Raw genomic sequence first — 18,667 nt, 5'->3', positions numbered from 1 at the left:
GTTTCCATCTTCCCTCATCCCGTTAATTTTATTCATCAGCCAAATCCTGGTCTGATTTGTAATTTGTAATTCCTGATCTTATGGTATTTTCCTTTTTGCTATATACTGTTGCTGACCGGGTTGCCACCATTATCCTGAACCGACCTGAAAAACGCAATGCCCTGAACGGGTTACTGGTAGCCGAACTGCAACAGGCTTTTACAGCAGCTGCCGCAGATGATGCCGTGAAAGTGATTGTATTGAAGGGAAACGGAGATGCTTTTTGCGCCGGCGCTGATCTCGAATACCTGCAACAGCTTCAGCAAAACACCTATGATGAAAACCTCGCAGATTCGCAGCAACTCATGCAATTATTCCGGCAGATCCATGAACTTGATAAGATTGTAATCGCTCAGGTGGAAGGCCATGCGGTAGCAGGCGGCTGCGGGCTGGTAACACTCTGTGATCTGAGCTATGTGGTACCGGAAGCTATGCTGGGGTATACAGAAGTGAAAATAGGCTTTGTACCTGCGCTGGTAGCGATATTCCTGGTTCGCAAAATAGGGGAGGGCCGTGCCCGGGAACTGTTGCTCACCGGCAGGTTGGTAACAGCAGAAAAGGCTGCACAGGATGGCCTGATCACGGCGGTAATACCCGCAGCGGAAATTAATACACAAGTGGCAAAAGTGGCTGCCAGCCTATGTAATGATGCCTCTGCCCACTCACTGACAGTGACCAAAAAATTGATTGGCACAGTGTTGGACTTACCACTTGAAAATGGACTGAAGCATGCCGCAGAATTGAATGCCCTTACCCGTGGTCATGAAGACTGTAAACGCGGAATAGCCGCCTTTTTAAGTAAAGAAAAGCTTGTATGGTAGTTAGTTTTTTAACCATTTACTAATCAACCACTAACCAATACATCACTATATGTTATATCGGTTGTTTTTAACTTTTTTTCTCTTGTGTTTTGCCGGTTTTATACAGGCACAGCGCATTGTTTCGGATGCCAAGATCATTTATAAAATGGAGCTGCCACCGGAACAACTGCAAATGGACGCCATGCTGGAGGGGAGTACTTTTACCCAGTATATGCGCGGACAACAAAGCAGAATAGATATGAATTTCAATATCGTCCGCTATACTTATCTGATCAATAGCAAGGACGCTACTATGACCACACTGATTGACCAGCATGGCACCAAATACCTGATCCGCGCCGGGAAAGACCAATATGAAAAGGATCTCAAACAATATGAAAATATCCAGTTCAAAGATCAGGCGGAAACCAAGCAGATAGCGGGTTACACCTGTAGGAAGTCAATAGGCACCATGCCCGACGGAAAGACCTTTGAAGTATATTATGCCACTGACCTGATCCCGGAAAATAAACAGTATAACCGTCGTTTTGTAAACCTGAAAGGTATTCCGCTGGAATTTGAAATTCTCACCAAAACCGGCTCCAGAACCCGTGTTATAGCTACTAAAGTAGAGTTATTCCCAATCCCGGCTTCTTATTTTGATGTACCGAAAACCGGCTATAAAGTAGTGAGCCAGGAAGAACTGAAAAATATGTAACCACCGGATTGTGGATATAAAAGATTTTCCCCTGATTTTTTGAGCGATAAATATATTTTTATGTAAAATAAAGTTTACTTTTAGTCAAGTTTACTTTACATAATTATTCTTTATGCTTACCCGAACCAAATATTTTGCCCTGGGTTTTATTGTTGCCGGCATTCCTGTTTTTATGATAAATCATATGCAGCCGGGATCTGAATTGCTGATAATGACAGGATTATTTCTTCTTTTCTTTTCCAAAGAAAAAGTGGAAGATGAAAGAGCAGGCAAGCTGCGTACGGAAGCCTTAATGGTCAGTTTTGCGGTGGGATACCTGTTGGAATTGTTGCTCGCCTATCTGCACAACAAAGAAGTGACAGGCTTTGATTTACAGCACACCCCTTACTTCATTATGTTCGTGCTGGTACTGGCTATCATCATCTTTTATACCAGGACTTTCTTTACCGGATTTAATGAGCGGGCATGAAAAATTCCATTAAAATAGAGCGGGCCAAAAGAGATATGACACAGGCGGGGTTGGCAGAAAAAATAAAAGTATCCAGACAAACGATCAATGCTATTGAATCAGGAAAATTTATTCCTTCTACTTTGTTGGCGTTGAAACTGGCGCATGTGTTTCAAACCAGGGTTGACGAGCTCTTTACATTGGAAGAAGCAGACCTGTAGACGGGGTTTATCGAGGGTGTTAAATCTATCTATTTATCTCCCTAAAATAAAAAACAGCATAAGAAAGGCCGGTCAAAAAGTCGTTAAACTTTTTGACCGGCCCATATTGTACTTGAAGAAACGTCAATGTCAGCCTTTCTTAAGCGGCAGAATGATCTGGAGCTTCTGAAAGTTCATGTTGCCGGGTTGTTGCGGCATCTGAACGGTGTAAGGTACTACGTAGGTAACATTACCTTTCGTGTAGGTCAGTACCGATTTGAAGTTTATCGTATTGGTATTGGTAAACTTAAAATTTGAGGTAAGACTACCGGCGTACCGGTACCCTGCATCCAGGCTCAGATTAGTTTTGGGCATAGCAGTATTCAACACAAAATGGGTGTTGTCTGTCTTTTTAGCCTTGTCTTTTTCGTTATCGGTGGGCAAGATGTTAGTGTTCGCCTGCACTTTTATAGCAAATAACGCCAAAGCGCCCGCCAATAAGCAAGACAATGAAAAGATGCGTGGTATGTTAATTCTCTTTTTCATTGTAGTATTACAAATATACAAACTTTCTGATGTATTCTATAACAAATTCTTAACGCAATTTACGACTAAAACTTAAGAAAATGTTAAAAAATTTATAAATGGTTCCGGAAGTGCCTTTTTTGGGGGAGAGATAAAAATCTTATATTTACAATAATGAGTAAAGACTTTTCATTTTTAAACGAGGATTTTGATGATCTGAGAGACTTGTTGCAGCAGTTTGAAAATCTCAGGGCGGGTAAGTCTCATTCTTTTCTGGACGAGGATTCATTTGAGCAGATCATAGACTATTATGACGAGCAGGACGAAATGCCGATCGCATTACAGGCTGCTGAAATAGCCATTGAGCAATTCCCTTACTCTTCCTCCCTCTTACTTAAAAAGGCCAATTTACTGATAGAGACCAAAAAATACAGGGAAGCCCTGAATTTACTGGAAAAAGCGGCGGTTCTGGACCGGAACGATATCAATCTTTATATCCTGCAAACAGATGTGTACCTGGCGCTGAATCAGCACCAGAAGGCCGCTGACGTGCTGAATGAGCAGATAAACCAGTTTACCGGCGAAGACAGGACGGAATTGCTGCTGGAACTGGCAGATGTGTATGACGACTGGGAAGAATTTGAAAAAGTGTTTGATTGCCTTAAAATGGCCCTGGAATTTGACCCTACCAGCGAGGAGGCCTTACACAAGATCTGCTTCTGGACGGAATTTACCGGTCGTAACGAGGAAAGTATCCGTTTACATACCTATATCATTGATGAGCATCCCTATAATCACCTGGCCTGGTTCAACCTGGGCACGGCCTATCAGGGGCTTAAACTGTATGAAAAGGCTATCGACGCCTATCAGTATGCCGTAGCCATTGACGAGAAATTTGACTATGCCTATCGCAATATGGGCGATGCCTATATCCGTCTCCGTAAGTATGCAGATGCCATAGAGGTGCTGCAGAAACACCTGGAAATAGCCAAACCGGAAGACGTGATCTATGAGGCCATCGGCCACTGTTATGAGCGGCAGCGTAAATATACCCAGGCCCGTTATTATTACCGGAAGGCTTCTCACCTGAGTCCTAACGATGATAAGCTGTACTATAAGATCGCCGTGGCTTATATGATGGAGGAAAACTGGGAAAACGGCGCCAAATCATTACTGAACGCACTGAAAATCAACAAACAGAGCGCCGAATACAATATGAGCCTGGGCGAATGCTACCTGGAGCTGGGCAAGGACAAGGATGCGCTGGTGCATTTTATGAATGCAGTACGGATCCGGCCTAAGAGTGCCCAACCCTGGCAGGAGCTGATTAAAGGATTATATGTATCCGGTTTCCTGGAGGAAGCACTCGTACAACTAGCCACAGCAGAGGAAAAAGCCGGCCGCAAGCCGGTATTTATTTACTTCCGTGCCGCTATCCTGATTGCCATGGGAAAAACCAAGGAAGGGCTGCTTCACCTGGAGACCGCCCTGCAACAAGCACCCAAGATTCTAAAAAAACTTGTGGAGCTGGATCCCGCTATATTACAGCATGTAAGTGTTGTAGACCTCATTGCACAATACCGTCGCAAACGTTAACCAATGTTAATTACTTTTAAAATGAAGTATACTTCTTATTTTTGCGCCGGCTTTTAATTGTCATGAACGAAAGCCAATCGTATTCCCGGTTACTAAAATTGCTACTAAGCTACCCGAATTGCCTGGCGAAAACTAGTGTGTGTTTTACTGACCAATAAGAAGATAAAAATATTTCAAATGAATTTTAATCTGACACAGATCCCGGAAAGGACAAAGAAACCCCGCAATCATGGGCTAACCATGGTAATGGATAAGGGGCTTAGTTTGGAAGAAGCAAGAAATTTTTTATCAGCGTCGGGCCCGCACGTAGACATCCTGAAACTGGGCTTTGGTACTGCCTTTGTCACGCCCAACCTGCGTGAAAAGATAGAACTCTACCAATCAGCCAACATCCCTGTTTATTTTGGTGGTACCTTATTTGAAGCATTCCTCATCCGCAATCAGTTCGATGAATATGTAAAGCTCGTACAGGATTACGGGATCACATACATGGAGGTTTCTGATGGTTCTATCATCATCCCCCATGCGGAAAAATGCGGCTATATTGAGAAGCTGGCAAAAATAGGACTGGTACTCAGTGAAGTAGGTTCCAAAGATGCTGAGCACATTATTCCTCCCTATAAATGGATCGAATTAATGAGTACAGAACTATCTGCCGGCGCTACCTATGTCATTGCGGAAGCCCGTGAAAGCGGTAACGTAGGAATCTATCGCGGTAGTGGTGAAGTACGCGAAGGACTGGTTCAGGAAATCCTGACACAGATCCCCGCTGAAAAAATCATCTGGGAAGCTCCACAGAAAGCACAACAACTCTACTTCCTGGAGCTGGTTGGTTGTAACGCCAACCTCGGCAACCTCGCACCAAATGAAGTTATTTCCCTCGAAGCCATGCGTGTCGGCTTGAGAGGAGACTCCTTTCATTTGTTTCTGGACAAAGAATAATTCTAGGTAGGAATTTTTTTATTTTTTTATTTAATTATTTGAATTGCGGCCGGTCATCTTCGCTGCATTTCAAATAACTAAATAAAAAAATAAAAAAATATCCAAATTAAATCATGGCTTCATGAAAATTTATGGCCTCATCGGTTATCCGCTCAGCCACTCCTTTTCCAAAGGTTTTTTTGCACAAAAATTTGAAAAGGAAAACATAACAGGATGCCTGTATGAGAATTTTCCCCTCCCCGGTATCGCCGATTTCCCCACCTTATTGCAACAACAGCCAGAGCTGAATGGATTAAATGTTACGATCCCCTATAAACAGGTGGTTATCCCTCATCTCGATGACCTGAGTAAAGCGGCGGCACAGATAGGCGCTGTGAACTGCATTCGTTTTAAAGATGGGAAAAAGACCGGCTACAATACCGATGTGATAGGGTTTAGAAATTCGTTGCAACCCTTGCTGCAACCGCATCATAACCGGGCACTGGTACTGGGTACCGGTGGCGCCGCCAAGGCAGTGATATATGCTTTGCAGGAAATGGGGATTGCCTATACCATCATCAGCCGTCAGGCTACCAATGAGGCTTTATCTTACAGCTCACTGGACCAGGCAGCCATGGAAGCACATACACTCATTATCAATACTACACCGCTGGGTATGTATCCACATATTGATACACTCCCGGAAATCCCTTATCAATATATTACTTCCCGTCACCTGCTATATGATCTGGTGTATAACCCGCCGGAAACATTATTCCTGCAACGCGGCGCTGCACAAGGCGCTGTAATCAAAAACGGGCATGAAATGCTGATCCTGCAAGCGGAAGCATCGTGGGAACTCTGGAACCAGGATTAAAGGATTATAAGATTAAACAGGATGGGTGTTTTGTTGTTTTTATTAATTTTTATTAATAGGATAAGTATTTTATTGTTTTTAATTTTCAAATAACAAAACACCCATCCTGTTTAATCTTATAATCTTTTAATCCTGGTCCGGTTTGATCATGTAATACATGCAGGTGGTTACAAAGTTCCGTACAAAAGGGATGGCCGCAATGGGTTTCCATTGTTCGCGGGCATTTACACCGAACTTGTATTTGTAGATAGGATTGATCAGATAAAACCGGCGTTGTGTGATCTTATAGTGCTGGCGTTTTACAATTCTTTCGAAGCGTTCGATAGAGATGCCGGTAGACTTTACCTCCATCAGGTCCTGGATAGTATCCTGTTGTTCTCCGAAGAGGCGCAACACCCCATTGTATAAAGGTTTGGGTAGCAGGTGAACATAGGGCACCATACTCAGGAACTTATTTTCACAAATCTGCTGGTGGCCGCCATGAGGCATGTACCAGGGCGGAAAACCGAAGTATACCTGTCCGCGTGGACTGAGTAACTGTTTCAGGTGACCAATAATTTTTTCCTGATCAGGAATATGTTCAATAGCATCTTTGAGAATGATTACATCAAAAGAGTTGCGGAACTCTCCCAGGAAATCAACGTCATAGATGTTTTGGGCGATCAGTTTTAACTGGCCGGCCGCGGTATATTTTTCCAGGAAACTTTTTGCGAGCTCAATACGGGCTGGTGCAAGGTCTACACCTACGCAATTGCAGCCCATTTCCAGCAGCGGTGCAAGCACACCACCTTCTCCGCAGCCTACCTCCATTACCCGAAGTCCTGCCAGGGAAGGAAACTCCAGCTGTATAAAAGGCAGTACGTAGTTGCGTGAATTGTCTACCTGCTGTTGGTAACGTAGCGTTGCGTCTTTATGATGTTCTAGCGACATGGTTTGAAAATTGCGTGAATTTAGGGAAAAGCCTTTAGCTTTTAGTCATTAGATTATTTTTTTATTACAGATGATTAAAGAAGCCCATTCACTTTCAGTATTGCTTTCCAGGTAAAGCAAGTGGTTAAAACTAACAGCTATCTGTTATCTTTGCGCCATGCAAACAAACGAAAATGTTAATTACCTGGAAGGAGCTGTGATACTGATTGATAAACCTTTAACGTGGACCTCCTTTGATGTAGTACGTAAGATAAGAAATGTTACCAAAGCGAAAATAGGACATGCCGGCACGCTGGACCCATTGGCTACCGGTTTGCTCATCTGCTGCACCGGTAAAATGACAAAAAAAATAAATGAATACCAGGCGCAGGAAAAAGAATATACGGGCACTTTTACATTAGGTGCTACCACGCCTACGTTTGATAAAGAGTCTGAACCGGAAAATTTCAAAGAGATCACCGGTATCGATGAAGCTGCGTTACTGGCTGCCACCGCACCTTTTACCGGGGAAATTATGCAGTTGCCGCCTATTCATTCCGCTATCAAACAGAACGGGAAGCCTATTTACCTGCTCGCCAGAAAAGGAGTGGACGTAAAAGTAGAGCCGCGCAGGATTACAATCACTGAATTTGAGATCACTAAAACCGAACTGCCTGTAGTACATTTCAGGGTAGTATGCAGTACGGGTACGTATATACGTTCTTTAGCAAATGATTATGGTGCTGCTTTAGGTTGCGGCGCTTATCTGAGCAGTCTTTGCAGAACCAGGATAGGCTCCTTCAAACTGGAAGATGCCACCAGCATGGAGGATTTCATTGCAGCCAACACCGTTCCTAAAACGGATAACCAATAGCAATATTCCAGATAATATTGTTTTTGCGCCACTCACCATCTTTCAGATCCCATTCACCTACATACCAGCCGTTTTTATTACCGGTGAAGTAAGGTACCTTCAATGGTATACCCCAATCCAGCCGGATGAGGAAGAAAGAGAAGTCCAGCCGCACACCTACACCGGTGCCCATAGCAAGGTCGCGGTAGAGTTGATTAAACTGGAAGTCGGAACCGGGTCTGTCCGGATCTTTCTTGATCATCCAGATATTGCCCATATCCAGGAAGGTGGCGCCTTTGAGGTTGATGGTACCACCAAACATGCGTAGCAGGTCGAAGCGGTATTCCACGTTGCCTTCCAGTTTCATATCACCTGTCTGATCCGGGAAGATCTGTGCCGTAGAGGAGGAATCTTTAAAAGAGCCGGGCCCCAGTGTGCGTAAACGCCATGCACGGATACTGTTAGGACCACCGGCAGTGAACTGCCTGATATAAGGGAGTACCTGTGAAGTGCTGTAAGGAATGCCCACACCGGCATATACTCTTGTTGCGAGGGCGCCATGAACACCCAGTTTCCAGAAGTGGCGGTAATCTGCTTCCAACTTCACAAAATTTGAAATATTTACATTCGTCAGCGTTTCCAGGTTGTTCTTTCTCCCGGAGGCGGCACTTACCAGGCTGTTGATGCCATTCAGCCACAGACCTGACTCTTCCAGGTTTACCCTGAAATAACTGTAATGGCGCTGATGCAGCAGATCATTATTACTGTAGATGAAAGAAATATTTTCTCCACCTATCAGCGCGGGTTCAAAGCTGCGTTTCAGATAGGGATTCTTGTCTACAGTAGAATCCTTGAATAGCTGGTTAAGTGTAACGCCCACGTAGTTTAGCGTGAAAGGGCGTACTATCCAGCGTTTATAACTGGTTTCATTCCAGTCATACCCGTAGGAAAGATTGATACTGGAGATGTCAAACTTCTCAATACGTGACAGGAAGTTAGCGCCTAGTGATAACCTGGTTTTTACGTTGGAGCGGTTTGCCTGCTTTATATTGAAGGGCAGTGCAAAGCGTGGCCACGTGAGACTTACTTCTCCGCCAAATTCCCTGGATTGTAATACCCATGGACCCTGTTGGGTGCGGAGTAGTTCTATGCCTGTATTCAGGCTCATACCCAGCTGTGTGCCGCTTTTATTCAGGTTGATATGCCGGTAGTTAAGACTTACCCCCGATCCCAGCGTATAGTCGGAACTGTTACTCACCTCAAAGTTTACGCCCAGCTCCTGTTTGCGGCGGGGCGTAAGAAAAAGGTAAGCATCCAGTGCATTGGCGGTATCCTTGTTTTCTTTGTACTGGAGTGTTACAAACTGCCAGATACCCAGGTCATACAGCTTGTTAACGGTATTATTGTATTGCTGCAAGGAATAAGGTTCTCCCGGTCTGAGCAGGATGGACTTCGACATTATTTTTGGCTTCAGTATATCCTGATGGGAGCGGATGGTCACATATTTCCGGAGATCTTCCTTCAGGCTACTGTCTGAAGGATTGCCGTTAATGGGGAAGTCGGGGTATGCATATATTTTGCTGATATGATACTGCTGCCAGGTGGAGTCACCCACGTCCTCCGGGTTTTTGATACGTACTTCCACATCCATCGTGGGTTTTTCCCGGCCTTTGTTCTCATTAAAAATATTTACAAACCCTTCAAACGGATTGAGGGTATTACGGAACAATGCCTTGTTAAGTGTATCAACCGTAAACTCTATGGCATCACGGTTAAACTTGTAATAACCGGCATCTTTGATGATCCTTGTGAGCCTTTCTCTTTCGGAAGACAGGGTAGCAGATTTAAATGCCACACCTTTTTTAATCAGTGATAACCTTTCATTAGCGTGTACAATGGCCAGGATAGCGGTATCCGGTACATCGTAGGTGATTTTGTCCAGTACAAAGTTCTTACCGGTTGTTACGGCGTAGGTAACACTGGTTTTATGGCGTTTCATTTTTTCCGCATAGGCTACGGAAGCATAAAAGAAGCCCTGGTTATGGAGATAACTGGTCATCCGGGAGACAGACTCTTTTGTTTTGAGAGAGTCATAGACTACCGGTTCTTCCAGATTTCTTTTAGATAGCACGATATTCCAGAACCAGTTGGATTTTTTCTCATTATATTTTTGATTGTACAGCCATACCTTAATGCGGCTGTTCAGCAATTTTTTGTTGGGTTGTTGTGTCATCAATGACTTAGAGGAGAGCGAACTACGGAGATCCTGTTTCTCGGAATTGAGGATATCTCCATTCACATCTACCTTACTACTCACATATAACGACTGATCTTTTTGCAGGTACTTAGTATTGGAGCAAGCGCCCAAAGCCAGCAGTACAGCCAATAGCAGCAAATATTTCAGCAGGAAAATCCTTGATTCGGGTGGCAGCTGCATCACGGGCAAAAGCGTTATTAATATTTTTAAAGGTAATTCTGTCCTGACTGGTTACCATGCCTCTTCTTGGCTGATTAAAAGAAATCGTGTAGGTTTGGTCCCATGTTGTCAAAGGCGCAAATTAAATATATTCAATCATTACAGCACAAAAAAAACCGTCAAAAATCCAGCCAGTATATAGCAGAAGGCGATAAGATAGTGCAGGAGCTGCTACAGGCGGGCATGCCGGTGAAAGCGGTGTTTGCATCAAAAGATTGGTTGGAGCTGCATGCGGCGCTATTCGCGCATCTGCCGGCAGATGCAGTAATAGAAGTAGATGCTGCTGTATTGAAACAACTATCTGCGCTTACAACCCCTCACAATGCCATGGCTTTACTGGATATGCCGGTAGCCGCTGATCAGCTGCCAGCTGCCGGTACCGTTGCCCTGGCGCTGGAAGCCATACAGGACCCCGGTAACATGGGAACACTTATTCGTATCGCCGATTGGTTTGGTATTCCACAGATCATTTGTTCACCGGACTGTGTGGATGTATATAATCCTAAAACCATACAAGCCACTATGGGTAGTATTGCCAGAGTACGTATAGCCGAACACGATATACAGGACTTATTACGGCAAACCAGCCTTCCTTCTTTTGCTGCTACACTGCATGGGAACAATATTGCGGACTACCCGGTTATCAAAGAAGGTATTATCCTTATCGGTAATGAAGGCCGTGGGCTGACGCCAGAAGTAACGGCGATGGCTACACACCGTATCACCATTCCCCGCCTTGGCGGAGCAGAATCGCTCAATGCCGCCGTAGCCGCAGGTATCATTTGCGGGAGACTGCTTATTTAACAGATGAAATAAAACTATTTAAACTGTATCGCCTTTACTGGTGTGATTTTCCGGATGATCAGGGAAGGGATCAGCAATACAAGGATACAAATGGTAAAAGTGCCGAGATTAATCAGCAGGATCTCTACCCAGTTGATGGAGATGGCGGCTACAGACATATAATAAGATTCTTCCGGGAGCTTGAACAGACCCGTGCTTTGTTGAAGAAAGGCCAGTCCCAGTCCGAAGAAATTGCCGATGAGCATTCCCATGAGTATGATGTATCCTGCCTGTATTACAAATATTTTCTGCATTTGCCAGTTGCGCATACCGAGGGCTTTTAAGATGCCTACCATATTGGTGCGTTCCAGGATCAGGATGAGAATGGCCGTGATCATGTTGATAATGGCTACAATTGTCATGATCACAATAATAATCAGTTCATTCTGGTTCTGTAATTGAAGCCAGTCGAAAATATTGGGATAGATATCGCGGATGGTACGGCTAAACAATTCGTCCGACAGTGCGGTGCTGTCGATGGTATGACTTACATCGTTCATGGTGCTGTAATCATTCAGCGTAATTTCATAACCGCCTACCTGTGCTGTATCCCAGTCATTGAGTTTACGTACAAGGTTGAGATCACCGATCACATAGGTTTTATCATATTCTTCGATGCCGGTTTTATAGATGCCTGATACAGTGAGCTTGCGTGCGCGTGGTGGTAAACCACCGCCCTGGATAAAGTATACGATCACTTTATCGTTTGGTTTTATCTGTAGATCTTTAGCGGTAGAAGCCGAGATCATTATTTCGGGGGAATAACTGCTATCATTGAATTGTAGCGATCTGCCAGCCTGCATAAACCGTTGCAGCTGCGGCCAGTCGTAGTTTTTATCCACGCCTTTAAAAATAATGCCGTCTATTTCTTTTTCAGATTTAATGATGGCAGATTTGGTGGCGTAGCTGCTGATGGTTTTTATACCTGGTACCAGCTTAATACTGTCTATGAGTGTATGCGTGGAAGTAAAGGGGATTTCTTCTGTCAGCGGGCCGGCATTGGGTTGGTACTGGTTGATATGCAGGTGCCCCCAGAAGCTGAATATCTTTTCCTGGATAACCTGCTGAAAGCCGTTTACAAGGGCCGTTGCCAGGATCATTACCGCTACGCTGATGGCAGTAGCTGCAATCGCGATGTTGATAATGAATTTTGAAAATGAAGACGCTTTGTTAAAAGCAATCCGCCTGGCAATGAAAGAAGATAAACGCATTACTGATTGTATGATTTTTTGGGTAGCTATCTGAACATGTTGTTTCAGAAAATGATTTACTACTAAAGCAAATGTAGCAAATCAAATCTCTCAAAATCCGTAAATCTCAAAATCCGTAAATCTGTAAATCTCAAAATAGTTGTAACTTGAATACTATCAAATAGCCAGTATGCGTACAGCAGCATTTATTCTTATAATGGTTTTGATACCATTCCTGTTTACCGGCAGTGCGGCTGCGCAGGTAAACGTCATCACTCCGGACCACGTTTATTACAACAATATTAAGTCAGTAAAATTCAACCAGCAGGGAGATCCGCTGAGTATGCCTATGTATACGATAGGTGGTGGTGAGAAGCTGGAGTTGTCTTTTGATGACATGGATAATGATGTAAAGAACTACTATTATTCTTTTGTTCTCTGTAATGCCGACTGGACGCAGGCGCAGGTGAATCCGTTTGATTATATGCGCGGGTTTTCCGAAACAAGGATCCTTGATTACCGGTTGTCGAGTGTTGCCCTGCAAAGGTATACCCACTATAGCGTACAGCTGCCCGGCACTAACAGCTATCCGGTAAAATCCGGTAACTACCTGCTGAAAGTGTACCTGGACAGTGACACCACGCAACTGGCCTTTACCCGGAGAATGTTTGTAGTAGAGAATAAAGCAGGATTGTCTGGTTATATCCAGCAGCCGGTAAGCCCTAAGTTATTCCGCACACATCAGAAAGTGAATTTTGAAGTTAATATGGGAGCCCTGAACATTCAGAACCCTTTTGACCAGGTGAAGGTGGTGATCCTTCAGAACTACCGCTGGGACAATGCCATCACCAATCTGAAACCACAGTTTATTAATGGCAATGTGATCAAGTATAATACAGAAATTGATTGTGTGATACCCGGAGGAAAGGAATACCGCTGGATTGATTTGCGGAGTTTTCGTTTGCAGACAGAAAGGGTACAACGATCAGAATATCACAGCAGCAGTACGGATGTATATGCCGTTCCTGATCATGAGCGGGCAGATAAAGTATACCAGTTTATCAAAGATGTAAATGGTAAATTTTATCTCGCCACACTGGATGATTATAACCCTAATTTTGAAGGCGATTATGCATCAGTACATTTTTCTTTTGTAGCGCCTGAACCTTATGCCGGTTATGATATGTACATCTTTGGAGAGATGACCAGCTACGAATGTAACAGTACGAACAAACTTACCTATAATGGCGCCAGCCGGGCTTATGAAGGCACGCTTTTTCTGAAACAGGGGTACTACAATTATATCTACGGACTGGTAGATAAAACATTACCGCATCCAAAATTTAATACAGACCTGACAGAAGGCGATTACTGGGAAACAGAAAATAATTATACCATTCTATTGTATTTCCGCCCGCTGGGAGGAAGGTCTGATGAGCTGGTATCCAGTATAACGTTGAACTCTATATTAAACCGCAAATGACCAGGATTAAAGGATTTCCAGGATTTTCCCTGATGGGTGTTTTGTTGATAGACATTTATTATTAAAATAAAATAAAATAAAAGCCCTGGTAGTCATAACCAGGGCTTCTCTATTGAAAAATTAAAAACAACAAATATCTATCAACAAAACACCCATCAGGGAAAATCCTGGAAATCCTTTAATCCTGGTCATACTCCTACTGATTGCCGCAGTTTCACAATATTGGCGGCGCCGCGTTTGATGATGATACGTGTACCTCTTTCGTATGTAAAGTAGCGGTAGAACCAGTTGATGAAAACCACCAGTTTATTTCTGAATCCGAGTAGGCTCATAAGGTGTACAACCATCCACACGATCCAGGCGAAATAGCCGCTCAGGTGTATGTTGGCGAATTCGGCTACGGCCCTGTTCCGTCCTATGGTGGCCATGCTGCCGAGATCCTTGTAGACAAATCCTCTCAGGGGTTTATTTTCCAGTAAAAGACGGATGTTCTGGGCCAGGTTTTTACCCTGTTGTATGGCTACCTGCGCCACCATCGGGTATCCTTTTGGAAAACGCTGGTCATTCGTCATTTGTGCAATATCACCGATGGCGTATACATTGGAGTAACCTTGTACCAGGTTAAAGTCATTGACAAGAATGCGGCCGTTTGGTAAGAGGATGTCGGGTGGCAATCCGTTTACAGGCACGCCTTTCACGCCGGCAGACCACAAGAGTGATTGGCTATGGATTACTTCACCGGTGCTGAGGGTGACGGTATGACCGTCGTATTCTTTTACGCCGGTGTTGCACATTACGTGCACGCCGAGTTCCTGCAGGGATGCCTGTGTTTTCTGTGATGTTTTTTCACTGAAGGAAGCGAGTAACCTGGGACCTGCTTCAATCAGGTAAACATTCATCAGTGATTGTGGCAGGGCGGGGTAGTCTTTAGGCATGATATATTTGCGTAATTCCGCAAAGGCGCCCGCCAGTTCTACACCAGTGGGACCACCGCCCACCATTACAAAATTAAGTTTGGGTTTTATTTCTTCCGGATCACGGAGCAACAGGCTTTCTTCAAATTGTTTTATGACGTAGTTTCTTATTTGCACAGCTTCAATGAGTGATTTCATGCCGATGGCGTGTTCCTCAATGTTTTTGTTGCCAAAGAAGTTGGTATTACTACCGGTAGCAAATATGAGATAATCGTAGGGTATTTCGCCGATACCGGTTTCCAGGATGTTTTCTGTAGTCCGGATGCCGGTTACTTCCGCCATGCGGAATACGATATTTTTTTGTTTCCTGAAAATGCCACGCAGCGGAAAAGCGATACTATCCGGTTCCAGCCCGGCAGTGGATACCTGGTAGAGCAGCGGTTGAAAGAGGTGATAATTATTTCTATCCAATAATACTACCTGTACGGGTGCATTTTTGAGGTGTTTGGCCAGGTTGATGCCACCGAATCCGCCTCCTACAATTACTACACGCGGTTGAGTTGTTGCCGGAATGTTAGGCTGAATCATAATTCATCTGTTTAATTTGTACAGCAAAATGCGGATGTGTCGCGCTGAATAATTTAACACCTTGTAATCATAGCTGTCCGGCAAATGCTATACCATTGTCAAAAGTTTATCAAAGTTACAAAACTTTCAGAAAATAATGAAAGTTTATATGTTGATGAGAGGTTAAATGTTGATATTTCCGGGTTCAGGATAAGCCATTCCGCGGAGATGGCTTATCCTGAACCCGGAAGAATTATTGAAGGAAGCATTTAAATATAACAGCCGCTGCTGCTGCGCCTGCCAGTGGTCCTACAATCGGTACCCAGGCATATCCCCAGTCGCTGTTGCGTTTCCCGGAAATAGGTAGTATCGCATGCATGATCCTGGGACCCAGGTCCCTGGCCGGATTGATAGCATAGCCGGTAGGCCCGCCCAATGATAATCCGATAGCCAGCACTAAAAATGCCACGGGTAAAGCATCCAGCGACCCTATACCGGTGGCTGGTTTGGTGATGAAGAATACAGCCAGAATAAAAACGAGGGTGGCTACAAACTCAGTCAGAAAATTATACCAGGGATTTCGTATAGCCGGTATCGTACAAAATACAGCCAGCTTGGTTTCTGCGTCAGCAGTAGCGTCAAATTGTTTCTTGTAGCTTATCCAGACGAGGAATGCACCGAGCATGGCGCCCATCATTTGTGCGGCGAAATACGAAGGTACCAGGGCCCAGCTGAAATCTCCCTTGATAGCGAGGGCTATGGTGACAGCAGGGTTCAGGTGGGCGCCGCTGTATTGTCCGGCGCAATACACGCCAACAAATACAGCCATGGCCCATCCCATGGTAATAACGATCCATCCGCCCTGGTTGCCTTTGGATTTATTCAGGATAACGTTGGCGACTACACCATCTCCGAGTGCAATGATAAATGCAGTTCCGAGTATTTCGGCTAAAAAAGGTGACATAAATAAGAATTACAGATGGCGAATGACGGAATATAATTTGTTTGCTTGACACTTATTCTTCGGTCCAGGCTTGCGCGGCTTTGATGGCGCGTTTCCAGCCACCGCAAAGTTTGTTGCGCTGCGTCTCTTCCATAGCGGCGTCGAAGGTGGCATCTACCTGCCATTGTTCTGCAATGGATTCGATGCTATCCCAATAACCTACTGCCAGTCCGGCGAGATAAGCAGCGCCGAGTACAGTCGTTTCCGTTATAACGGGGCGGACTACACGTACCTGTAGGAGGTCGGCCTGGAATTGCATGAGCAGGTTGTTCTTTGTAGCGCCGCCGTCTACACGCAGTTCTTTGATAGGCATGCCTGCATCAGCCTCCATGGCTTTCAGCACATCCATGGTTTGATAGGCGATGCTGTCCAGCGCAGCGCGCGCAATATGTGCCGCACTGGAGCCACGGGTGAGCCCCACCATGGTGCCACGTGCATGCTGATTCCAGTAAGGGGCGCCTAATCCTGCAAAGGCAGGCACCATATAAACGCCATCGCTATCCGGCACAGTAGCTGCCAGCTTTTCCACATCAGCAGAATGGCGGATGATACCTAGTCCATCACGGAGCCATTGCACCACAGCGCCACCAATGAAGATGCTGCCTTCCAGTGCATAGCTGGTTTTACCGTTTATCTGCCAGGCCACTGTAGTGAGCAGGTTGTTTTTAGAAGGGATGGGCTTTTCGCCGGTATTCATCACCATAAAACAGCCGGTACCATAAGTGTTCTTGATCATGCCCGGTGTAGTGCACAGCTGTCCGAACAGGGCTGCCTGCTGGTCGCCTGCAATACCCGCGATAGGAATACGGTAGGGGGTAAGGTTAGCTTCTGAATAGCCGTATACTTCGCTGGATTGTTTTACTTCCGGTAGCATGGAAGCTGGTATTTCAAAGAGGGCGAGTAATTCCTCATCCCATTTCATATCGTGGATATTATACAACAATGTGCGGGAAGCATTACTCACGTCGGTGATATGTAGCTGGCCGTTGGAGAAATTCCAGGTCAGCCAGCTGTCTACGGTACCAAAGGCGAGTTCGCCGTTCTCTGCTTTCTTTCTTGCGTCCGGAACGTTGTCCAGCAGCCACTTTACTTTGGTAGCGGAGAAGTACGCATCTATGATGAGTCCTGTTTTACTTTGTACGAGGGGTTCTTTGCCTTCTTTTTTCAACGCATCGCAATAGGCGGCGGTGCGGCGATCCTGCCATACGATAGCGTTGTGAATGGGTTTGCCGGTTTTTCTATCCCATACAATGGTGGTTTCGCGTTGATTGGTAATACCGATGGCTGCGATATCTGCACCGGTTACACGTGCTTTGAGCAGGACTTCCGCCGCTACGCTGGCTTGTGAGGTCCATATCTCCATGGCATCGTGCTCTACCCATCCGGGTTGTGGAAATATTTGCCTGAATTCCTTTTGCGCTATTGCTTTAATACCACCCTGGTGATCAAAAATGATAGCGCGGGAACTGGTCGTGCCCTGGTCTAATGCAAGAATATATTTGGCCATCCGGTAATTGTTTAAGTAAACAATTTACAAAAAAAATCCCCGGCGCAATAACTGCACCGGGGACACACCATCTAAAAAATATCTTAAAGACTACATTTTCTTTGCATCTTCCAGGAATTTGGCGAGGCCAATATCTGTTAAAGGATGTTTCAACAGTCCGAGAATAGAGTCTAACGGGCAGGTACATACGTCTGCACCAACTTCTGCACATTTTACAATGTGGAGTGCGCTGCGGATAGATGCTGCCAGGATCTGAGTTTTGAATCCCTGTATGCTGTAGATCTGTGCAATCTGTGCGATCAGTTCCACACCATCCCAGTTGCTGTCGTCTATACGGCCAATGAAAGGAGATACGTAAGCAGCACCGGCTTTAGCCGCCAGGATAGCCTGACCTGCAGAAAATACCAGTGTACAGTTGGTTCTGATACCGTTTTCGGTAAACCATTTCATGGCTTTTACGCCGTCTTTGATCATCGGCACTTTCACTACGATATTCGGGTGAATAGCTGCGAGTTTCTTTCCTTCTTCAACAATTGTCTTGAAATCGGTAGAAAGTACTTCTGCACTTACATCACCGTCTACAATTTCGCAGATAGCTTCGTAATGTTTCAGAATAGCGGCGTCTCCCTTAATACCTTCTTTTGCCATCAGGGTTGGGTTGGTGGTAACACCGTCCAGAACACCAAGATCATGAGCCTCCTGTATTTGTGCCAGATTAGCTGTATCGATAAAGAATTTCATACTATAAAAATTAGTTTGTCAGAATTATTTGATCATTTGTGGAGTACACTGTCATTA

18 protein-coding genes are annotated in these 18,667 nt (G+C 44.8%); 10 read left to right on the top strand and 8 right to left on the bottom strand.

The window, feature by feature from the left end; translation table 11 throughout:
• The first annotated feature begins 80 nt into the window (after positions 1-80).
• The 4 genes from ABQ275_RS19520 (at position 81) to ABQ275_RS19505 (ending at position 2,226) form a co-directional block, all read left to right on the top strand.
• The gene (locus tag ABQ275_RS19520) at positions 81-860 is read left to right on the top strand and encodes an enoyl-CoA hydratase-related protein (protein WP_349314833.1); all 780 of its coding nucleotides are present in this window, start codon (positions 81-83) and stop codon (positions 858-860) included.
• Between the two features lie 49 nt (positions 861-909).
• Entirely contained in the window at positions 910-1,557 is a 648-nt protein-coding gene (locus ABQ275_RS19515) for a hypothetical protein (RefSeq protein WP_349314832.1), read from the top strand.
• A gap of 112 nt (positions 1,558-1,669) precedes the next feature.
• A complete protein-coding gene (locus tag ABQ275_RS19510) occupies positions 1,670-2,026 on the top strand; it encodes a hypothetical protein (protein ID WP_349314831.1) in 357 nt (118 codons plus the stop codon).
• Positions 2,023-2,226, top strand: coding sequence for a helix-turn-helix transcriptional regulator (locus ABQ275_RS19505; protein ID WP_349314830.1), 204 nt, complete (start codon positions 2,023-2,025; stop codon positions 2,224-2,226). The genes ABQ275_RS19510 and ABQ275_RS19505 overlap by 4 nt, the downstream gene beginning before the upstream one ends.
• A gap of 129 nt (positions 2,227-2,355) precedes the next feature.
• Here ABQ275_RS19505 and ABQ275_RS19500 read toward each other — a convergent pair whose 3' ends face one another.
• The gene (locus ABQ275_RS19500) at positions 2,356-2,751 is read right to left on the bottom strand and encodes a hypothetical protein (protein WP_349314829.1); all 396 of its coding nucleotides are present in this window, start codon (positions 2,749-2,751) and stop codon (positions 2,356-2,358) included.
• Positions 2,752-2,904: 153 nt separating this feature from the next.
• Between ABQ275_RS19500 and ABQ275_RS19495 the strand changes: the two genes are divergently transcribed.
• The 3 genes from ABQ275_RS19495 to ABQ275_RS19485 all read left to right on the top strand — a co-directional run bounded on the left by ABQ275_RS19495 (position 2,905) and on the right by ABQ275_RS19485 (position 6,124).
• The gene (locus tag ABQ275_RS19495) at positions 2,905-4,326 is read left to right on the top strand and encodes a tetratricopeptide repeat protein (protein WP_349314828.1); all 1,422 of its coding nucleotides are present in this window, start codon (positions 2,905-2,907) and stop codon (positions 4,324-4,326) included.
• Positions 4,327-4,503: 177 nt separating this feature from the next.
• Positions 4,504-5,268: a phosphosulfolactate synthase gene (locus ABQ275_RS19490; RefSeq protein WP_349314827.1), complete on the top strand. Its 765-nt coding sequence runs from the start codon at positions 4,504-4,506 to the stop codon at positions 5,266-5,268.
• Positions 5,269-5,389: 121 nt separating this feature from the next.
• The gene (locus tag ABQ275_RS19485) at positions 5,390-6,124 is read left to right on the top strand and encodes a shikimate dehydrogenase (protein ID WP_349314826.1); all 735 of its coding nucleotides are present in this window, start codon (positions 5,390-5,392) and stop codon (positions 6,122-6,124) included.
• Positions 6,125-6,250: 126 nt separating this feature from the next.
• Here ABQ275_RS19485 and ABQ275_RS19480 read toward each other — a convergent pair whose 3' ends face one another.
• A complete protein-coding gene (locus ABQ275_RS19480; RefSeq protein WP_349314825.1) occupies positions 6,251-7,054 on the bottom strand; it encodes a class I SAM-dependent methyltransferase in 804 nt (267 codons plus the stop codon).
• A gap of 157 nt (positions 7,055-7,211) precedes the next feature.
• Between ABQ275_RS19480 and truB the strand changes: the two genes are divergently transcribed.
• Positions 7,212-7,907, top strand: coding sequence for a tRNA pseudouridine(55) synthase TruB (truB, locus tag ABQ275_RS19475; protein WP_349314824.1), 696 nt, complete (start codon positions 7,212-7,214; stop codon positions 7,905-7,907).
• Here the strand turns inward: truB and ABQ275_RS19470 are convergent.
• Positions 7,888-10,323 (bottom strand): BamA/TamA family outer membrane protein, encoded by a 2,436-nt coding sequence (locus tag ABQ275_RS19470; RefSeq protein WP_349318800.1) that lies wholly within the window; start codon positions 10,321-10,323, stop codon positions 7,888-7,890. The genes truB and ABQ275_RS19470 overlap by 20 nt on opposite strands.
• 102 nt (positions 10,324-10,425) lie before the next feature.
• Between ABQ275_RS19470 and ABQ275_RS19465 the strand changes: the two genes are divergently transcribed.
• Positions 10,426-11,166 carry an RNA methyltransferase gene (locus ABQ275_RS19465; RefSeq protein WP_349314823.1) on the top strand — a complete coding sequence of 247 codons (741 nt, stop codon included), beginning with the start codon at positions 10,426-10,428 and terminating at the stop codon, positions 11,164-11,166.
• A gap of 14 nt (positions 11,167-11,180) precedes the next feature.
• Here the strand turns inward: ABQ275_RS19465 and ABQ275_RS19460 are convergent, their stop codons facing one another.
• A complete protein-coding gene (locus ABQ275_RS19460; RefSeq protein WP_349314822.1) occupies positions 11,181-12,416 on the bottom strand; it encodes an FtsX-like permease family protein in 1,236 nt (411 codons plus the stop codon).
• A 169-nt stretch (positions 12,417-12,585) separates the two neighbouring features.
• On the opposite strand from ABQ275_RS19460, the gene ABQ275_RS19455 reads away from it, so the two are divergent.
• Positions 12,586-13,878 carry a DUF5103 domain-containing protein gene (locus tag ABQ275_RS19455; RefSeq protein WP_349314821.1) on the top strand — a complete coding sequence of 431 codons (1,293 nt, stop codon included), beginning with the start codon at positions 12,586-12,588 and terminating at the stop codon, positions 13,876-13,878.
• Between the two features lie 188 nt (positions 13,879-14,066).
• Here the strand turns inward: ABQ275_RS19455 and ABQ275_RS19450 are convergent, their stop codons facing one another.
• From ABQ275_RS19450 to fsa, 4 genes are all read right to left on the bottom strand, one after another.
• A complete protein-coding gene (locus ABQ275_RS19450) occupies positions 14,067-15,380 on the bottom strand; it encodes an NAD(P)/FAD-dependent oxidoreductase (RefSeq protein ID WP_349314820.1) in 1,314 nt (437 codons plus the stop codon).
• 232 nt (positions 15,381-15,612) lie between these two features.
• The gene (locus ABQ275_RS19445; protein WP_349314819.1) at positions 15,613-16,323 is read right to left on the bottom strand and encodes an MIP/aquaporin family protein; all 711 of its coding nucleotides are present in this window, start codon (positions 16,321-16,323) and stop codon (positions 15,613-15,615) included.
• A gap of 52 nt (positions 16,324-16,375) precedes the next feature.
• Entirely contained in the window at positions 16,376-17,869 is a 1,494-nt protein-coding gene (gene glpK / locus ABQ275_RS19440) for a glycerol kinase GlpK (protein ID WP_349314818.1), read from the bottom strand.
• A gap of 90 nt (positions 17,870-17,959) precedes the next feature.
• Positions 17,960-18,610, bottom strand: a complete 651-nt coding sequence (fsa, locus tag ABQ275_RS19435) for a fructose-6-phosphate aldolase (protein WP_349314817.1) — start codon at positions 18,608-18,610, stop codon at positions 17,960-17,962.
• Positions 18,611-18,667 lie beyond the last annotated feature (57 nt).

Origin of the sequence: Chitinophaga sp. MM2321 (assembly GCF_964033635.1) — a bacterium.
In the GTDB taxonomy this organism is placed as follows: Bacteria; Bacteroidota; Bacteroidia; order Chitinophagales; family Chitinophagaceae; genus Chitinophaga.
The sequence above is the reverse complement of the archived record's forward strand: the minus strand, read 5'-3'. Positions and strand labels throughout refer to the sequence as shown.